This window comes from Paraclostridium benzoelyticum (genome assembly GCF_001006285.1).
Lineage (GTDB): Bacteria > Bacillota > Clostridia > Peptostreptococcales > Peptostreptococcaceae > Paraclostridium > Paraclostridium benzoelyticum.
Genome location: NZ_LBBT01000214.1, coordinates 1 through 16,836, shown reverse-complemented (window position 1 = coordinate 16,836; position 16,836 = coordinate 1). Strand labels below are relative to the sequence as shown.

The window sequence follows — 16,836 nt, the reverse complement described above, 5'->3', positions numbered from 1 at the left end:
AAAGCAAGAATATGAAAAAATAAATAATTTAATTAAAGAAATTGATTTAAATAAAGAGTGTTATTCATTAAAAGAATTAGCACTAAATGGAAGGGATTTAAATGCTTTAGGCTATAAAGGAAAGGAAATAGGTGAAAAATTAAATTTTTTACTATATAATGTGATTGAAAATCCTAATATAAACAATAAAACAGATTTAATTAATATTATAAATAGCTTATAAGAAGCAAGCACAATTTTAATTATTTAAATTGTTGTAAAATAATGCTATAATGTAATGTGATTTCAAAAACGAAAATTGGAGGTTTTAAGTATGAGAGTCGAAGCCCCTATTAAGGTAGACAGAAAAACAAAAAGGCTTGCAAAGCGACTTACTGGCGGAGAAATAGCAGTTATAAATCATAAAGATGTAGATGAAGTTGCTGCAAATTCATTAGTAGAGGGAAAGATAAAACTTGTTATAAATGCATCTCAATCTATAAGTGGTAGATACCCAAATAAAGGACCTGGAATACTTGTAGATAAAAATATACTTATTGTAGACAATGTAGGTGAAGAGCTATTCAACAACTTACAGGAGGGGCAAATAATAGAAGTTATAGATGGAAAAATCTATAGAGATGGAGAATTATTAGGCCAAGGAGAAGTATTAGATAAAGACGAAGTTGATAACAAGATAAGATTGGCATATGAAAATTTGGCTGTAGAGTTGGATAGATTTATAGATAATACTATAGATTATGCTAAAAAAGAAAAAGGACTTATTCTTGGAGAAGTTGAAATACCAAAAGTAAGTACAGACTACAAGAATAGACATGTATTGATAGTTGTTAGAGGTCAAGACTATAAGCAAGACTTAAGCACAATATTATCGTACATAGAAGAAATGAAACCTATATTAGTAGGTGTAGATGGTGGAGCTGACGCTTTACTAGAGTTTGGATATACTCCAGACGTAATTGTAGGAGATATGGATAGTGTAAGTGATGAGGCTTTACAAAAAGCAAAAGAAATAGTTGTTCATGCATACACAGACGGAAGAGCACCTGGACTTAAGAGAGTACAAGACTTAGGATTGGAAGCTGTGGTATTTCCTGCGCCTGGAACAAGTGAGGATATAGCTATGCTTACTGCCTATGAGTATAAGGCTGAGCTTATAGTAGCTGTAGGAACACATTCTAATATGATAGACTTCTTAGAAAAAGGAAGACCTGGTATGGCTAGTACATTTTTAGTTAGACTAAAAATAGGATCAAAGCTAATAGATGCAAAAGGTGTAAACTTATTATATAGAAGTAAATTAAAATTAAAGTATATATGGGCACTTATAGCAACTGCTTTATTCCCAGTTTTAATACTTGCATCATTCTCTCCAAGTGTTCAACAATTTATGCACTTGATGGAATTAAAAATGAGACTATTATTACAGATGTAATTAATTGAGGAGGATTAACATGCATATAAATATGAAGTATTATATAGTAACGATAGGTGCTATATTTATTGCATTAGGAATAGGAATGCTAGTAGGATTTAACTTAAATTATGATCAAGAACTTAGTAAGCAACAAGCTGCTATAATAGATGATTTAGATGCTAAGTTTGAAGACATAAAAACAACAAATGATGAATTAGAAGGTAAACTAGACAAAAAAGAGAGCGAATACAAAAAAATAGTTAATTATTTAAATGAAAATTATTTAGTATTAATAAAAGACCAATTACAAGGTAAAAATGTAGGAATAATATCAACAACAGAAAATTATGATTATACTCAAGATATATCTAAGACAATAACAGATGCAAATGGAAGTGTAGCATATGATATTATTTTAAAATCAGGGTTAACTAATAAAGATAAAATAAAAGAACTTAATAGTGCATTACAATTACAATTAAAAACTGAAAAAGATGTAGTTAATTACATAATGAGTTGTTTAAAAGAAGAAAATGCTATGGATAAACTACAACAATTAGAAAAATTAGAGATGATAAAAATAAATTATTTATCAGATAACTATTTAGACTGTTCTCAAGTTGTTATGGCAAGTGGAGATACAAATGAATCTTCTGATAAGTTTACGAATATAGATAAAACAATAATAGATAAATTAAAAGAAGATGGTAAATATGTAATAGGAACTCAAAAAAGTGATGTTAAATTCTCTGATTTAGAAAACTATAAAAAAGATAAAATACCAACTATAAATAATTCACAGCAAGGAACAGGTAAACTATCTTTAGTTTACGCTCTTAGAGATTCTGTAGAAAAAGGAAACTTTGGTATAGGAGATAAAGTAGACTCTATAATACCATTTAAGTAAAAATAAAGGAGATGTAAATATGAATCCTTATGTAAGTATAATAATACCTGCATACAATGAAGAAAATAAAATAAAAGATACTTTACTAGGAGTAGTAGATATTGAAGAAATAAATGAAATAATAGTTGTAGATGATGGTTCAAGTGATAATACTGAAAAAGCAGCTAAATCTATTGTAAATGATAAAATAAAAGTTTTTAAGTTAGATAGAAATAGAGGTAAAGGCTATGCATTAAACTATGGATTAAAAAAAGCTATGGAAAATGCAGACATAATAGGATTTTTAGATGGAGATTTAGGTAGGTCATCAAGTGAAACTATTAAGCTTATAAAACCTGTAATAAATAATGAAGTTGATGTAACAATAGCAAAATTCCCACCTGCTAAGAAAAAAGGTGGGATGGGATTTGTAAAAAGATTAGCTAAAGATTCAGTATTTGAGATGACAGGAGTAGAGTTAGATGCTACTATATCAGGTCAAAGAATATTTAAAAAAGAAGTTTTAGAAAAATTTGATGAAATACCTTTTGGGTATGGAGTTGAAGTTGGAATGACTATAGACATATTAAAATATGGTTATTCTATAAAAGAAATTTTAGTTAATATGACACACAATGAAACAGGAAGAGATTTAAAAGGGTTTATACACAGAGGCAAACAATACTACCATATAAAGAAAATTGCTAATAAGAAGAGAAAAGAATGGAGGTAGTGTTATTGAATGATATTATACTGTATATAATAATGCTACTAGTGGGTATAGTAACAACTTATGTTGTTATGCCATTTTTTAGAAATATGTTGGTGTCGAGTAATGTAATAAGACCAAATTATAAAAAAGATATGATACCTGTAAGTATGGGATTAGTTTTTCTACCTACGATAGTTATAAATAGTATTATTTTAGTATACTTTACAAATAACTATAGCGATTTAGTATATACATTTATGTATATATTTGGACTATTATCTATGTGCTTAGTAGGTATTTTAGATGATATTGTAGGTAATAGAGATGTAAGTGGATTAAAGGGACATTTTAAAAGTTTATTTAAAGGACATCTTACAACGGGTGGATTTAAAGCGTTATTTGGAGGATTTGTAGGTCTTGCTATATCAGTTGCAATATCTAAAAATATAGTTGATATATGTATAAACACTTTAATAATCGCTTTATCTACTAATTTAATGAATTTACTAGATTTAAGACCAGGAAGAGCAATAAAAGTATATTTAGTTATAATTATAACGCTATTATTAACTTTAGTAGGTTATCCTAAAGGTTTAGTTCTTATATTATTACCGAGTGTAATTGTATACTTCTTTGACGATTTAAAAGCTAAAGCTATGATGGGAGATACAGGATCTAATGTATTAGGTATATCTATAGGTATCTTAATTGCTATAGGATACGCTAGACCTATAAGAATTGGATGGTTAGTATTTTTAGTATTTATACATGTACTTACTGAAAAATACTCTTTAACAAAAATAATAGAAAATAATAAGGTTTTAAATTTTATTGATAAGCTAGGAAGGTAATCTTATGATAAGTAAAAGAATTGGAGTAGTTGAATCTATAAAAAGTAAGTCACAAAACTTAGAAGAAATAACTGTAAATATTAATGGGAATATAGAAAAAGCTTATAATTATCCTAAGATGACAGGTAGTGTAGATATAGGTGATGAAGTTGTATTAAATACAACTGCAGTTGAATTAAGTCTTGGTACCGGTGGTTATCACTTTGTAATAACTAATTTAAATAAAATTGAATCTGATATGACTCCGGGTGGTCATATTATGAAATTGAGATATACACCCTTACAGGTTAAAGTAGATTCTGTAGAAGAACAAGATAGTAAACTACATGATAAAATAAATGAGTTTAAAAGCTTAGATAAACTACCTGTTGTAGTTGGAACATTGCATAGTATGCTTACTCCATTTGTAGCATCATACAAAAGACATAACCCAGATAAAAAACTAGTATATATAATGACAGATGGGGCATCACTGCCTATATACTTAAGCAAGAATGTAGAAAATCTAAAAAGTAAAAAATTAATAGATGGCACTATAACTATAGGTAATGCGTTTGGAGGAGACTATGAATGTATAAATATTTATTCAGCATTAATAACTGCAAAAGAAGTTTTAAATGCTGATGCAGTATTTGTAAGTATGGGGCCTGGAATAGCAGGTACAGGAACTAAATATGGTTTTACAGGTATAGAACAAGGTCCGATACTAGATGCTGTTAAAAAGCTAGGAGGAAATCCTATTGCAATTCCGAGAATGAGCTTTGCAGATAAAAGAGATAGACATGTAGGTATAAGTCATCATAGCATAACTGTATTAAACGAAATAGTAAATGTAGGAGTTAATATACCTATAGGACTTAAAGATAAAGAAAAACTAAATTATGTAAATAACCAAATAAAAGAAAATAAATTAGATGAAAAGCACAATATAGCATATATAAATCCAGGCAGTACTTTAGATGATTTAAACTATTTTGGATTAAAAGTTAAAAGTATGGGTAGAAATTATGAACAAGATAGTGAATTCTTTGATGCTGCAAGCAATGCAGCATATTACTTAATGGAGGTTTGTTATGATAATAGAAGAGCAAACAGTAAGTAGTGACAGGATATATACTGGAAAAGTTATAAGTTTAAAAGTAGATACTGTTGAAGTTCCGAAAAAAGGCTATCAAAAAAGAGAAATAATAGAACATCCTGGAGCAGTTGGAATAGTAGCTATAACTGATGATAATAAGGTTTTATTAGTTAGACAATTTAGAAAAGCAATAGAAAAAGCTTTATGGGAAATACCTGCTGGAAAGTTAGAGCAAGGAGAAAGTCCAAAAGACTGTGCTATTAGAGAACTAAAAGAAGAAACTGGATATAGTGCAAATAATATAAAATTAATACATAAATTTTATACATCATCAGGATTTTCTAATCAAAAAATATATGTTTATCTAGCTACAGACTTAGAAAAGGGTGAGTGTTGTCTAGATGAAGATGAATTTTTAGAATTACATGAAGTTAATTTAAATGATGCATATGAAATGATTAATAAAAATGATATAGAAGATGCTAAAACATCTATAGGTCTTTTGCTTGCGAAAGAACTTCTATAATTAGGAATAACCTCCTCTTATCTTGCATAAAAATTATGTAAGAACAAAAGAGGGGGTTGTAGTTTTTGAGAAGAGTACATAGAAGAACCACATTGGATAAAATAAGTAAGGATATGATAATTATATCTAGTTTGTTTATAGTATTTGTTATTTTAGGATCATTGTTAAACAAAATTTTTCCTCAATACACAGAGGTAATAAGTCATAACATAGCCTATACAAATAGTTACTATGATTCAGGAATGAAAATAAGAGAAGTTTTAATGTCAAATTTAAAAATGGACTTAAGTTTATTAGCTGGTATGTCGATATGTACATTAAGCATAATTTTAGCACCTGTAGCTTTAATTATTTTTGCGGTAAAAGGCTTATCGATAGGGTATACTATAAATACTTTCATAATAGCTATGAAGGCTAGTTCATTTAAAATGCTATGTGTGACACTTATTAAATTTTCAGTAGTACTGCCAGGGATGATAATACTAGCACTAATATCATTTAAGTACTTTGAAGAATTTATAAAAAATGTAAGAAAACAAAATAAAACAAACTGTACATATTTAATGAAAAGGTATATAATAAACTCATTTCTTATAATAATGATTAGTGTATCTGCACAAACTATTTTAAATGCTATATCTACAATAACACTAAAAATATTTTAAAGGACTACAATATGCAACTACTAAATGAATATATAGAATATATAAAATCTATAAGAAAGTTAACAGAAAATACAGTTAGCTCTTATTTTATAGATATAAAAAAGTATTTAACATATATAGAAAATAAAAGTATTAACTTATTTGAAACAACAGAAAATGATATAATAAGTTATATAATAGAATTAGAAAAAAATAATGCATCTACAGCTACAATTTCTAGGAGTATATCATCTATAAAGTCTTTTTATGAATATTTATTTTTAAATAGATACATAGAAAGTAATATATCTAAAAATATAAAAAAACCTAAAATAGAAAAAAAAGAAATGGATATTTTAAGTTTAGAAGAAATAGAGGCATTACTAGATTTTCCTGAACCTAAAAATGTAAAAGATATAAGAGACAAAGCTATATTTGAGATTTTATATGGGACAGGTATGAAAGTAACAGAGCTAATAGAGTTAGATTTAGATGATGTTAATTTAGAATTTGATTATATTTGTTGTAAATCAGGAAAAAATCCTAGAGTAATACCTATGTCTAAAACTACAAAAAAATATTTAGATAACTATTTAACTAAGTCAAGAAGCGAGATTTTAAAAACTAACTTCCAGGAAAAGGCTTTATTTACAAACTCTAATGGAACTAGATTTACAAGGCAAGGTCTTTGGAAATTAATAAAGAAACATGCAAAAAGAGCAAATATAAATAAAAGTATAAATCCAACTATTCTTAGAAATTCATTTGCTATACACTTATTAAATCAAGGTGCAAACATAGCTGTAGTCAGCAAAATTTTGGGGAATTCTAATTTATCAAGTTTACAATATTATTTAAATTGTATAGATAAAAATATAAGACAAGAACTAAAGGAAAAACATCCTAGAAAATAAACTAACATTTAGGAGGAAAAATTTTATGAGCAGAGTTATATGGATGATAATTGATAGTGTTGGGATAGGAGCACTTCCTGATTCAGAAAAATTTGGAGATGTAAATGTAAATACTTTAGGTAATATAGTTAAAAACTATAAAGATATAAAGTTACCTAATATGCTGAAATTAGGTTTAGGTAATATAGATGGTATTGATAGCTTAGAAGGTGTTGAAAGCCCTATAGGCGTATTCGGTAGAGCTAGCGAAGTATCTAAAGGTAAGGATACAACAACTGGACACTGGGAGATGACAGGGGTTTTAGTTGAAACACCTTTTAGAACATATGAAAATGGATTCCCAAAAGAAATAATAGATGAATTTGAAAGAAAGACAAATAGAAAAGTTATAGGAAACAAGCCTGCATCTGGAACAGCTATACTAGATGAATTAGGAGAGCAACAAATGAAAACTGGAGAAGTCATAGTATATACTTCTGCAGATAGTGTATTCCAAATTGCAGCACATGAAGAAATAATTCCGTTAGATGAGTTATACAAAATGTGTGAAATAGCAAGAGAAATAATGATGGGTGATAATGCAGTAGCAAGAATAATAGCAAGACCATTTGTTGGACAACCAGGAGCATTTGAAAGAACTTCTAATAGAAGAGATTACTCTTTAAGTCCATTTGAAGATACAGTTTTAGATAATATTAAAAATTCAAACCTAGATGTTATAGGAGTTGGAAAAATAGAAGATATATTTAATAAACAAGGTATAACAGAGGCTATACATACTAAAGATAATATGGATGGAGTAGACCAAACTATAAATTACATGAAGAAAGAAAACAATGGTCTTATATTCACAAATTTAGTTGATTTTGACTCTAAATATGGTCATAGAAGAGATGTTAAAGGATATAAAGAAGCATTAGAGGAATTTGATGCTAGAATACCTGAAATATTAGAAAATATGAAAGATGATGATATATTAATTATAAACTCAGACCATGGTAATGATCCTACATATAAAGGAACTGATCATACAAGAGAGTATATACCTATGTTGATTTATGGTAAAAAGGTTAAAGATGGATTAAATTTAGGAACTAGAAGTAGTTTTGCAGATATAGGAGCTACAGTTGCTGATATACTAAATGTAAAAATGCCTAAACATGGTAATAGTTTTAAAAATGACATTATAAAATAATTATCTAGTTGGAGGAAAAATATGAAAAATTTATATGATAAAATTCAAGAGAGTACAAACTATATAAAATCTAAAATAGAACAAGCTCCAGAAGTAGGGCTTATATTAGGATCGGGATTAGGTGTTTTAGGTGATGAGATAGAAAATCCTGTAAAAATAAAATATGATGAAATACCAAACTTTCCAGTTTCTACAGTAGAAGGTCATAATGGACAATTAGTAATAGGAACTTTACAAGAAAAAACAGTTATAGCTATGCAAGGAAGATTCCATTTTTACGAAGGATACTCAATGGAGAGTGTGACATTTCCTGTAAGAGTTATGAAAGCTCTAGGAGTTAAAACTGTAATAGTTACTAATGCAGCTGGTGGAGCAAATAAAGATTTCAAACCAGGAGATTTAATGATAATAAGAGATCATATAAACTTTAGTGGTCATCATCCACTAATAGGATCTAATGATAATAGATTAGGAGTAAGATTCCCTGATATGTCAACAGCATATACTCCAAAGTATGTAGAATTAGCAAAGGAATGTGCTAAAGATTTAGGAATACAAGTAAGAGAGGGCGTATACACTTTCTTTAGTGGGCCAACTTATGAAACACCTTCAGAAGTTAAATTAGCTCAAATTTTAGGATCAGATGCAGTTGGAATGTCAACTGTTCCAGAAGTTATAGTAGCTAGACATTCAAACTTAGATGTTATAGGTATATCTTGTATAACAAATATGGCAGCAGGAATATTAAATCAACCTTTAAATCATGAAGAAGTTATAGAGACAACACAAAAAGTTAAATCAGAATTTTTAAACTTAGTTAAATCAATAGTTAATAAATTATAAAAATTTAACGTATTCTAAACTATAAAATAATGATACAAAGGAGACTCGTTATGAGAATTTATGACATTATAAAAAAGAAAAGAGATGGAGAAGTATTAACTAAAGAAGAAATAAACTTCTTCGTAGAGAAATACTCTAAAGAAGAGATTCCTGATTATCAGGCATCTGCTCTTTTAATGGCTATATATTTAAACAAAATGTCTAAAGAAGAAACTGCGTTTTTAACAGAAGCTATGATGAACTCAGGTGAAGTTATAGACCTATCAGCTATAAATGGAATTAAAGTGGACAAGCATAGTACAGGTGGTGTAGGAGACAAAACTACAATAGCATTAGCACCGTTAGTTGCTGCATGTAAAGCACCAGTTGCTAAGATGTCAGGAAGAGGTCTAGGACATACTGGAGGAACATTAGATAAATTAGAAGCTATTCCTGGATTTTCTATAGAAATGGAACCTGAAAAATTTATACAATCAGTTAATAAGCACAATATAGCTGTATGTGGTCAAACTGCATCTATAGCTGTAGCTGATAAAAAAATGTATGCACTTAGAGATGTAACAGCAACAGTTGATAATATATCATTGATTGCAAGTAGTATAATGTGTAAAAAATTAGCATCTGGAGCTGATGCTATAGTGTTAGATGTTAAAACTGGAGACGGTGCATTTATGAAAACTATAGAAGATTCATTTGCACTGGCAAAAGAAATGGTTGATATCGGAGATAATATGAATAGAGAAACTATAGCACTTATAACTGATATGGATGAACCACTAGGATTTGCAGTAGGTAACTCATTAGAAGTTATAGAAGCTATAGAAACTTTAAAAGGAAGAGGGCCTAAAGATTTCGTAATGTTATGTGAAACATTAGGGGCATACATGTTACTATTAGCAAAAGTAGTTGATAATTTTGAAGATGGTAAAACTAAAATTCAAGAAGCTATAACTACTGGAAGTGCACTTGATAAATTAAAAGAATTTATAGAAAATCAAGGTGGAAATAGTAATATAGTTGATGATTACTCTTTATTACCTCAAGCAAACGAAGTAATGGAAATAAAATCTCCAAAAACTGGTTACATAGCAAAAATAGAAGCTGAAGAAGTTGGAGTTTCTGCTATGATGCTAGGTGCAGGCAGAGAAACTAAAGACGATGAACTAGATTTATCAGCTGGGATAGTTTTAACTAAAAAAGTTTCAGACTTTGTAAATGAAGGAGAAACAATCGCATATATGTATTATAATAAATTAGATAAAATTGAAGGAGCAAAAGAGAGATTCTTAAAAGCTTATACAATATCTGATGAAAAAGTAGAGCCAGGAAAATTAGTTTATGGGGTTGTAACTAAAGATAAAACTTTAAAATTCTAATAGATATGATTAAAAAAAGCCTAACGTGTAAAAAATAACGTTAGGCTTTTTATTTAGTTTCGACAATTTTATTGAAAATTTTTATTCTTAGATTTATAATATAAAGGATATAAATATACATAAGGAGTAGATAACCCTATGAATTTTAGAAAGGTAAACTTGAAAATAGTAGCTATTATAATAGTAATTATACTAGCTTTAATTGCTGGATATATATATAGTCAAATAGGACCATACAATAAAAGCAGCAAAAAAGAAATAATAGTGGAAATACCTAATGGAGCAACATTAACAGATGTAGCAGATATTTTACAAGAAAATAAATTAATTAAAAATAAAGTTTTGTTTAAAGCTGTAGAAAAGGTAAAACCTAACAAACATGGTGTTAAAGCTGGAACGTATTTACTACGTCAAAGTTATTCAAACTCTAAAATTTTAAGTATACTTACTGATGGAAAAGTTCACAACGATGGGACAAAGGTAACTATACCGGAGGGATTAACTTATAAAGAAGTAATAAAATCTTTAACAGATAAAAAATTAGGAAGTGCTGAAAAATATGAACAATTAATAAATAATCCTAAAGAATTTTATACTGACTTTGCATTTTTGAAAGAATCTGATATAAAGAATCTAGAGGGATTTTTATATCCTGACACTTATTATTTTGAAAAAGAAAGTACAGAAAAAGAAGTTTTATCTGCAATGTTAAAGAGATTTGAACAAGTTTATAATGATAAGTTTAAAGAGAAGCAAAAGGAAATGGGATTAACTCTTCAACAAGTTATAAATTTAGCTTCTATAATAGAAAAAGAAGCTGTTGTAGATGAAGATAGACCTATAATTGCTAGTGTTTTTTACAACAGATTAAAAATAGGAATGCCTCTTCAGTCAGATGCTACTCTACAATACGCATTTGATAAAAGAAAAGAAAGAGTAATGTATAAGGATTTAAAAGTTGATTCTCCTTACAATTCTTATTTAAATAAAGGATTACCACCTACTTCTATATGCAGTCCAGGAGTTAAGTCTATAGAAGCTGCACTATATCCATCTAATACGGATTATCTATATTTTGTAGCAACTGTAGGAGGAAAGAATAATTACAGTAAAACATATAAAGAACACTTAAAACACGTAGATAGTTATAAGCAAGAAAGAGACAAACTTAACGAAGAAAAAATAGAAAAATAAATAAAATATTTGTCCAAAAAGGCAAAGGATTATCGCGAAACTTAATATAAGTTTTAAGGCGAAACTTTGTCTTTTTTTAGGGCAACTCAAGGAGTTGAAGATATGAGTAACATAGTTGATGATTTAGTTGAAGATTATATAAGAAATACTTTAAGAGATAAAGAAGGATTATTAAAAGAATTAGAAGAGTATGCCAAAGAGCATAATGTTCCTATAGTTCACAAAGAGGTTTCAGATTTTTTAAAGGTGTTGTTGAAAGTTCAAAAACCAAAAAGAATTTTAGAAGTTGGTTGTGCAATAGGGTACTCATCTATATTATTTGCAACAGTTTTAGGTAAAGATGTAGAAATAATAACTGTTGAGAGAAATGAAAAAATGATTGAAAAAGCAAAAGAAAATATCAAAAAAGCTGGATTAGAAAATAATATAACTATATTAGAAGGAGATGCAGAAGAACTTTTAAAACAAGTTGAAGGAGAATTTGACATGATTTTCCTAGATGCAGCTAAAGGACAATATAAGCTATTTTATGATATGATAATAGATAAATTAAAAGTAGATGGGCTTTTAATATCTGACAATATTCTGTACAAAGGAATGGTAGCACATGATAGTTATGTTATCAGAAGAAAAAAAACTATAGTTAAGAGAATGAGAAGTTATCTAGATTATATATGCAATTGTGACTATCTAGATACATCTATCATACCTATTGGAGATGGAGTTACACTTAGCTATAAAAAGAAAGTAAGAGGTGATTTGAATGCATAAAGTTGAACTTTTATCATCAGCTAAAGATTTAAACAGCTTAAAATTAGCGTTAAAAAGTGGTGCAGATGCTGTTTATATAGGTGGAGATTCATTTGGAATTGATGCTATAGCTAAAAGCTTCTCAAGAGAAGAATTGCAACAAGGTGTTGAATTTGCACATCACAACAATAAAAAAATTTATGTAGCTGTCAATGTTATGCCGCACAATGAAGATTTTGAGAGTTTAAAAGACTACTTAGTTGAACTTGAAAAGTTAAAAATAGATGGAATAATAGTAACAGATCCTGGTGTTTTAACAATAGCTAAAAACACTATACCTAGTGTTAAGGTTCACATGGGACAGCAAGCAAATGTAACCAATTTTAATTCAGCTAACTTTTGGTATGATCAAGGAGTTAGAAGGATAATTATTACTAGTGAATTATCTTTTGATGAAATACGTACAATAAGAGCTAAAACTCCATTAGATATGGAAATAGAAACCTTTGTTCATGGACCTATATGCATATCTTATTCAGGAAGAAGGCTTTTAAGCAGCTACTTAGGAAGCAAAGATAATGTAGAGTACAAAGAAGGAAGTAATAAGTATAACTTATTAGAAGAAAAAAGACAAGGGGAATACTACCCAGTTTTTGAAGATGAAAAAGGAACTTTCTTATTTAATTCAAAAGACCTATGCATGTTAAACTTTGTACCTGACTTTGTAAAAGCAGGTGTAACTAGTTTAAAGATAGATTGTAGATTACAAAGTAACGAATACTTAGAAACAGTTATAAAAGTCTATAGAAAAGCTCTAGATGAATTTTATAAAAACCCTAATGAATGGGAATTCAATCCTATTTGGTTAGAGCAAATAAAAGAAAAAAGTCATAGACCATTAACACATGGATTCTACACAGGCGAAGCTATGCCAGATGATCATGAATAAATAAAAAATTTTAAGGAGAGATTCAAAGATGACAAAGGACAAAAAGACACTGATAATAGGTATTACAGGTGGGACAGGATCAGGAAAAAGTACAGTTTGTAAATCTATAAAGGAAAATATACCAGAGGAAAATATAGCTATAATAGAACAAGATGCATACTATAAAGATCAATCTCATTTATCATTTGAGGATAGATTAAAGACTAACTATGACCATCCATTAGCTTTTGATAACAAGTTATTAATAAAGCACTTAGATATGTTATGTAATGGAGAAAGTATAGAAAAACCTATATATGACTATGAGCTTCACACTAGAGACTTAGAGAATACTGTAACTACAGAGGCTAAGGATATAGTAATTGTTGAAGGTATAATGATACTTGAAGATGAAGAATTAAGAAATAAATTAGATATAAAGATATATGTAGATACAGAAGATGACCTAAGAATTTTAAGAAGAATACAAAGAGATATAAAAGAGAGAGGTAGAACAGTAGATTCTGTTATAGAACAGTATTTAACAACTGTTAAGCCTGCACATGATCAATTTATAGAGCCATACAAAAAATATGCAGATATAATAATACCTGAAGGTGGACAAAACGAAGTTGCAATAGATATGGTAATAGCAAGAATAAAAACACAATTACATTAATAATAAATAGTATTAACCCCTTAGAAATTGTCAAGAATTACAATTACTAAGGGGTGATTTTATGTCTAGAAAAAAGAGTTCAATAAAATATACAAGCAAAAACAGAATGTATTCTATATTTTTATTGTTTATAGTAATTTATGGATTTTTAATATATAGATTAGTAGACATTCAAGTTGCACATTCGGATTTTTATAAAAAATGTGTTAAAGATCAGAGCAGCTCAAGTATAAACTTAAGCTCAGGTAGAGGAACTATATATGATAGAAACAATAAAAAAATAACGGATACTAAAAGTGAAGATATAATAATAATTCAAAAAGACAAAATTAATGTGGATGAAGGATATATGGAATTAATCCAAGAAGTTACAGGACTTGATAATTCTCATATATATGAAAAAATTCAAGAAAATCCAGTTTCACCAATAGTTGAATTAAAAGTAAGCAAAATGAATGATAATTTAAAAGTTAGATTGGAAAATGAAAATATAATAATAGATAAAAAGACATATAGATATTCAGATGAAGATATACTAGCTCATACTATAGGATACATAGATAAGGATAGTAATGGAGTAAGCGGTATTGAAAAAAGTAAGAATGATGTGTTAAAAGATAAAAATTTAGACTATGTAGAAGTATTTAAAGCTGGAAGTTCAGGAAATGCAGGTAAGAACAAAAAAATTGGAGTTCTAGATGGTAGCGTAAAAGTAAATGAAAAGAATAAAGATGATAGACATTTGAAGTTAACTATAGATTATGATATTCAAAAAAAATTAGAAAAATTAGTAGATAAAGAACAAAACCCAAGTTCAGTAGTTATATCTGATGTAAAGACTGGAGAAGTATTAGCTATGACATCTAGACCTAATTTTGATCGAGATTCTATAAGTGAATACTTAAAGATGAGCAATGGAGAATTAGAAAATAGGGCTATAAAATATATGTATGCACCTGGATCTGTATTTAAGATAGTTGTTTTATACGCAGCACTAGAAGAAGGTTTAGTAGATGAAAACTACACTTATACATGTACAGGATCTTCAGAAGTACATAATAGAGTTTTAAAATGCAATAAATTGGAGGGGCATGGAACCTTAACTCTAGAACAAGCATTTGCTAATTCTTGTAATACTGCATTTTTAGATATAGCACTTAAAGTAGGTAAGGAAAAGATAATGGATACTGCTAAAAAGTTTCATTTAGATCAAGAAGTAGGAATTGATATATATGGAGAAAAAAGTGGAACTATAAATGATGAAATAGATATAGTTAACTTATGTATTGGTCAGGGTCAAATGATGTTTACGCCACTTCAAGTTAATCAAATGACGCAAGTAATTGCTAATAATGGAACGTACAAGCCTTTACAAATTTATGATAGCATAATAAACAATAAAAAGGAAATCGTAAAGGCATTTAGGTCTACAAAGGAAGACGAAGGAGATATATCTCCATATATTGTAAGCAAGATAAAAAATATGATGAAGTCCGTAGCGAGTGAAGGAACTGCAAAAGAACTGTCTACATTAGAAAAAGGAAGTGGAGTGAAAACAGGAACAACTCAAGCGACTATTAATGTAGAAAATGCTGATAAAACTATAGGAAAAAAAATAATAACACATGGATGGGTAACAGGATTTTACCCTAAAGAAAATCCTAAATATGCAATAACTGTAATAATTGAAGGTACGAAGGATTCTAGTAAGCCCGCAACGCCTTTATTTAAAGAGATTTGTGAAACTATAATAAAATAAATTTTTTTATACAAGCAATTTTATCAGGCCACTTTCATATAATTTAAAATGACATGGAAGGAAGAAAGGGGTGGCCTGATTGACTATATTAAAATCTTTTGAAAAACCCTTAACTCCTGAAGAAGAGTGTAATTATCTAACTAAATTTAAATTAGAAAAAGATGAATCAGCCAAGGAAGTATTAATTGAAAGAAACATGAGATTAGTAGCGCATATAGCAAAAAAATATAATAACTCAACTGAAGATCAAGATGACCTTATTTCTATAGGAACAATAGGTCTTATAAAAGCTATAGAAACTTATAATGTAGAAAAAGGAACTAGATTAGCTACGTATGCGTCCAAATGTATAGAAAATGAAATATTAATGAACATAAGAACTAATAAGAAAAATAAAGTGCAAGTTTCATTACAAGATCCAATAGGTACAGATAAGGAAGGTAATGAAATAAGTTTAATTGATGTGCTTGGTACTGATATAGACCATATTTTAGACCAAGTAGAGTTAAAAGTTCAAATCAGTAAACTTTATGAAAAGCTAGAAAATATATTAAGTCCAAGAGAAAGAGAAATTGTAAAATTGAGATATGGATTAACTCCTCTTGGATATAAAACACAAAGAGAGATTGCTCAAAAGTTAGATATTTCTAGATCTTATGTTTCTAGGATAGAAAAACGAGCATTGAAAAAACTAAGAAAAGAATTAAAGTGTGAAAAAAGCCTTAATTAAGGCTTTTTTTGCGCTTAAGGAACTTTACTTACTAAAAATTGTGAATAATCTATAAAATTTAGATATAGCAATATAATTTGTTTGAGGGAAAAAAAGGTTTTTGAGCAACGGACGAAGTTGTTGGTGGCATGAACAAAGTGAATTTTTGTGATTAAGAAAATTATTTTTTTGCTTATTCAAGAAATGACAAAATATTTGGAAAGTATCTGCTAATATAATTGTAAATAGTAAATTAAGGGATAAAAGGTGGGAATATATGATTAATTATACAAGTAATTTGGGGAGAATCTTGGATATAAACTTAATCATTATGATAGCTGCACTCGCAAATGGTATATATATATGTTTTTTTGA

The 16,836-nt window shown here is 28.5% G+C and carries 17 protein-coding genes and 1 pseudogene; all 18 read left to right on the top strand.

Features of this window, described 5'->3' with window-relative positions:
- A pseudogene (locus VN21_RS10345) lies at positions 1 to 223 on the top strand (CCA tRNA nucleotidyltransferase); the annotation flags it as partial.
- Positions 224 to 313: 90 nt separating this feature from the next.
- Entirely contained in the window at positions 314 to 1,435 is a 1,122-nt protein-coding gene (gene steA, locus VN21_RS10340; protein WP_021429752.1) for a putative cytokinetic ring protein SteA, read from the top strand.
- A 19-nt stretch (positions 1,436 to 1,454) separates the two neighbouring features.
- The gene (locus VN21_RS10335; protein WP_046823199.1) at positions 1,455 to 2,324 is read left to right on the top strand and encodes a copper transporter; all 870 of its coding nucleotides are present in this window, start codon (positions 1,455 to 1,457) and stop codon (positions 2,322 to 2,324) included.
- A gap of 19 nt (positions 2,325 to 2,343) precedes the next feature.
- On the top strand, positions 2,344 to 3,036 hold the full coding sequence (locus VN21_RS10330; protein WP_046823198.1) for a glycosyltransferase family 2 protein: 693 nt from the start codon (positions 2,344 to 2,346) through the stop codon (positions 3,034 to 3,036).
- Between the two features lie 5 nt (positions 3,037 to 3,041).
- Positions 3,042 to 3,866 carry a glycosyl transferase gene (locus VN21_RS10325; RefSeq protein ID WP_046823197.1) on the top strand — a complete coding sequence of 275 codons (825 nt, stop codon included), beginning with the start codon at positions 3,042 to 3,044 and terminating at the stop codon, positions 3,864 to 3,866.
- Between the two features lie 4 nt (positions 3,867 to 3,870).
- Positions 3,871 to 4,968 (top strand): DUF3866 family protein, encoded by a 1,098-nt coding sequence (locus VN21_RS10320; RefSeq protein WP_046823196.1) that lies wholly within the window; start codon positions 3,871 to 3,873, stop codon positions 4,966 to 4,968.
- The gene (locus VN21_RS10315; protein WP_046823195.1) at positions 4,940 to 5,470 is read left to right on the top strand and encodes an NUDIX hydrolase; all 531 of its coding nucleotides are present in this window, start codon (positions 4,940 to 4,942) and stop codon (positions 5,468 to 5,470) included. The genes VN21_RS10320 and VN21_RS10315 overlap by 29 nt, the downstream gene beginning before the upstream one ends.
- A gap of 65 nt (positions 5,471 to 5,535) precedes the next feature.
- A complete protein-coding gene (locus VN21_RS10310) occupies positions 5,536 to 6,135 on the top strand; it encodes a hypothetical protein (protein ID WP_046823194.1) in 600 nt (199 codons plus the stop codon).
- Between the two features lie 11 nt (positions 6,136 to 6,146).
- Positions 6,147 to 7,028 carry a tyrosine-type recombinase/integrase gene (locus VN21_RS10305; protein ID WP_046823193.1) on the top strand — a complete coding sequence of 294 codons (882 nt, stop codon included), beginning with the start codon at positions 6,147 to 6,149 and terminating at the stop codon, positions 7,026 to 7,028.
- Positions 7,029 to 7,053: 25 nt separating this feature from the next.
- A complete protein-coding gene (locus VN21_RS10300; protein ID WP_046823192.1) occupies positions 7,054 to 8,223 on the top strand; it encodes a phosphopentomutase in 1,170 nt (389 codons plus the stop codon).
- Between the two features lie 21 nt (positions 8,224 to 8,244).
- On the top strand, positions 8,245 to 9,066 hold the full coding sequence (locus VN21_RS10295; RefSeq protein ID WP_046823191.1) for a purine-nucleoside phosphorylase: 822 nt from the start codon (positions 8,245 to 8,247) through the stop codon (positions 9,064 to 9,066).
- A gap of 50 nt (positions 9,067 to 9,116) precedes the next feature.
- On the top strand, positions 9,117 to 10,442 hold the full coding sequence (locus VN21_RS10290; RefSeq protein WP_046823190.1) for a pyrimidine-nucleoside phosphorylase: 1,326 nt from the start codon (positions 9,117 to 9,119) through the stop codon (positions 10,440 to 10,442).
- 138 nt (positions 10,443 to 10,580) lie between these two features.
- A complete protein-coding gene (gene mltG, locus VN21_RS10285; protein WP_046823189.1) occupies positions 10,581 to 11,636 on the top strand; it encodes an endolytic transglycosylase MltG in 1,056 nt (351 codons plus the stop codon).
- Positions 11,637 to 11,738: 102 nt separating this feature from the next.
- Positions 11,739 to 12,407: an O-methyltransferase gene (locus VN21_RS10280; protein WP_046823188.1), complete on the top strand. Its 669-nt coding sequence runs from the start codon at positions 11,739 to 11,741 to the stop codon at positions 12,405 to 12,407.
- A complete protein-coding gene (locus tag VN21_RS10275) occupies positions 12,400 to 13,335 on the top strand; it encodes a peptidase U32 family protein (protein WP_046823187.1) in 936 nt (311 codons plus the stop codon). Before VN21_RS10280 ends, VN21_RS10275 begins: the two co-directional genes overlap by 8 nt.
- A 28-nt stretch (positions 13,336 to 13,363) precedes the next feature.
- The gene (gene udk, locus VN21_RS10270; protein ID WP_046823186.1) at positions 13,364 to 13,993 is read left to right on the top strand and encodes a uridine kinase; all 630 of its coding nucleotides are present in this window, start codon (positions 13,364 to 13,366) and stop codon (positions 13,991 to 13,993) included.
- Between the two features lie 61 nt (positions 13,994 to 14,054).
- Positions 14,055 to 15,752, top strand: a complete 1,698-nt coding sequence (locus tag VN21_RS10265; protein ID WP_046823185.1) for a peptidoglycan D,D-transpeptidase FtsI family protein — start codon at positions 14,055 to 14,057, stop codon at positions 15,750 to 15,752.
- Positions 15,753 to 15,831: 79 nt separating this feature from the next.
- The gene (gene sigK / locus VN21_RS10260) at positions 15,832 to 16,482 is read left to right on the top strand and encodes an RNA polymerase sporulation sigma factor SigK (RefSeq protein WP_046823184.1); all 651 of its coding nucleotides are present in this window, start codon (positions 15,832 to 15,834) and stop codon (positions 16,480 to 16,482) included.
- Positions 16,483 to 16,836 lie beyond the last annotated feature (354 nt).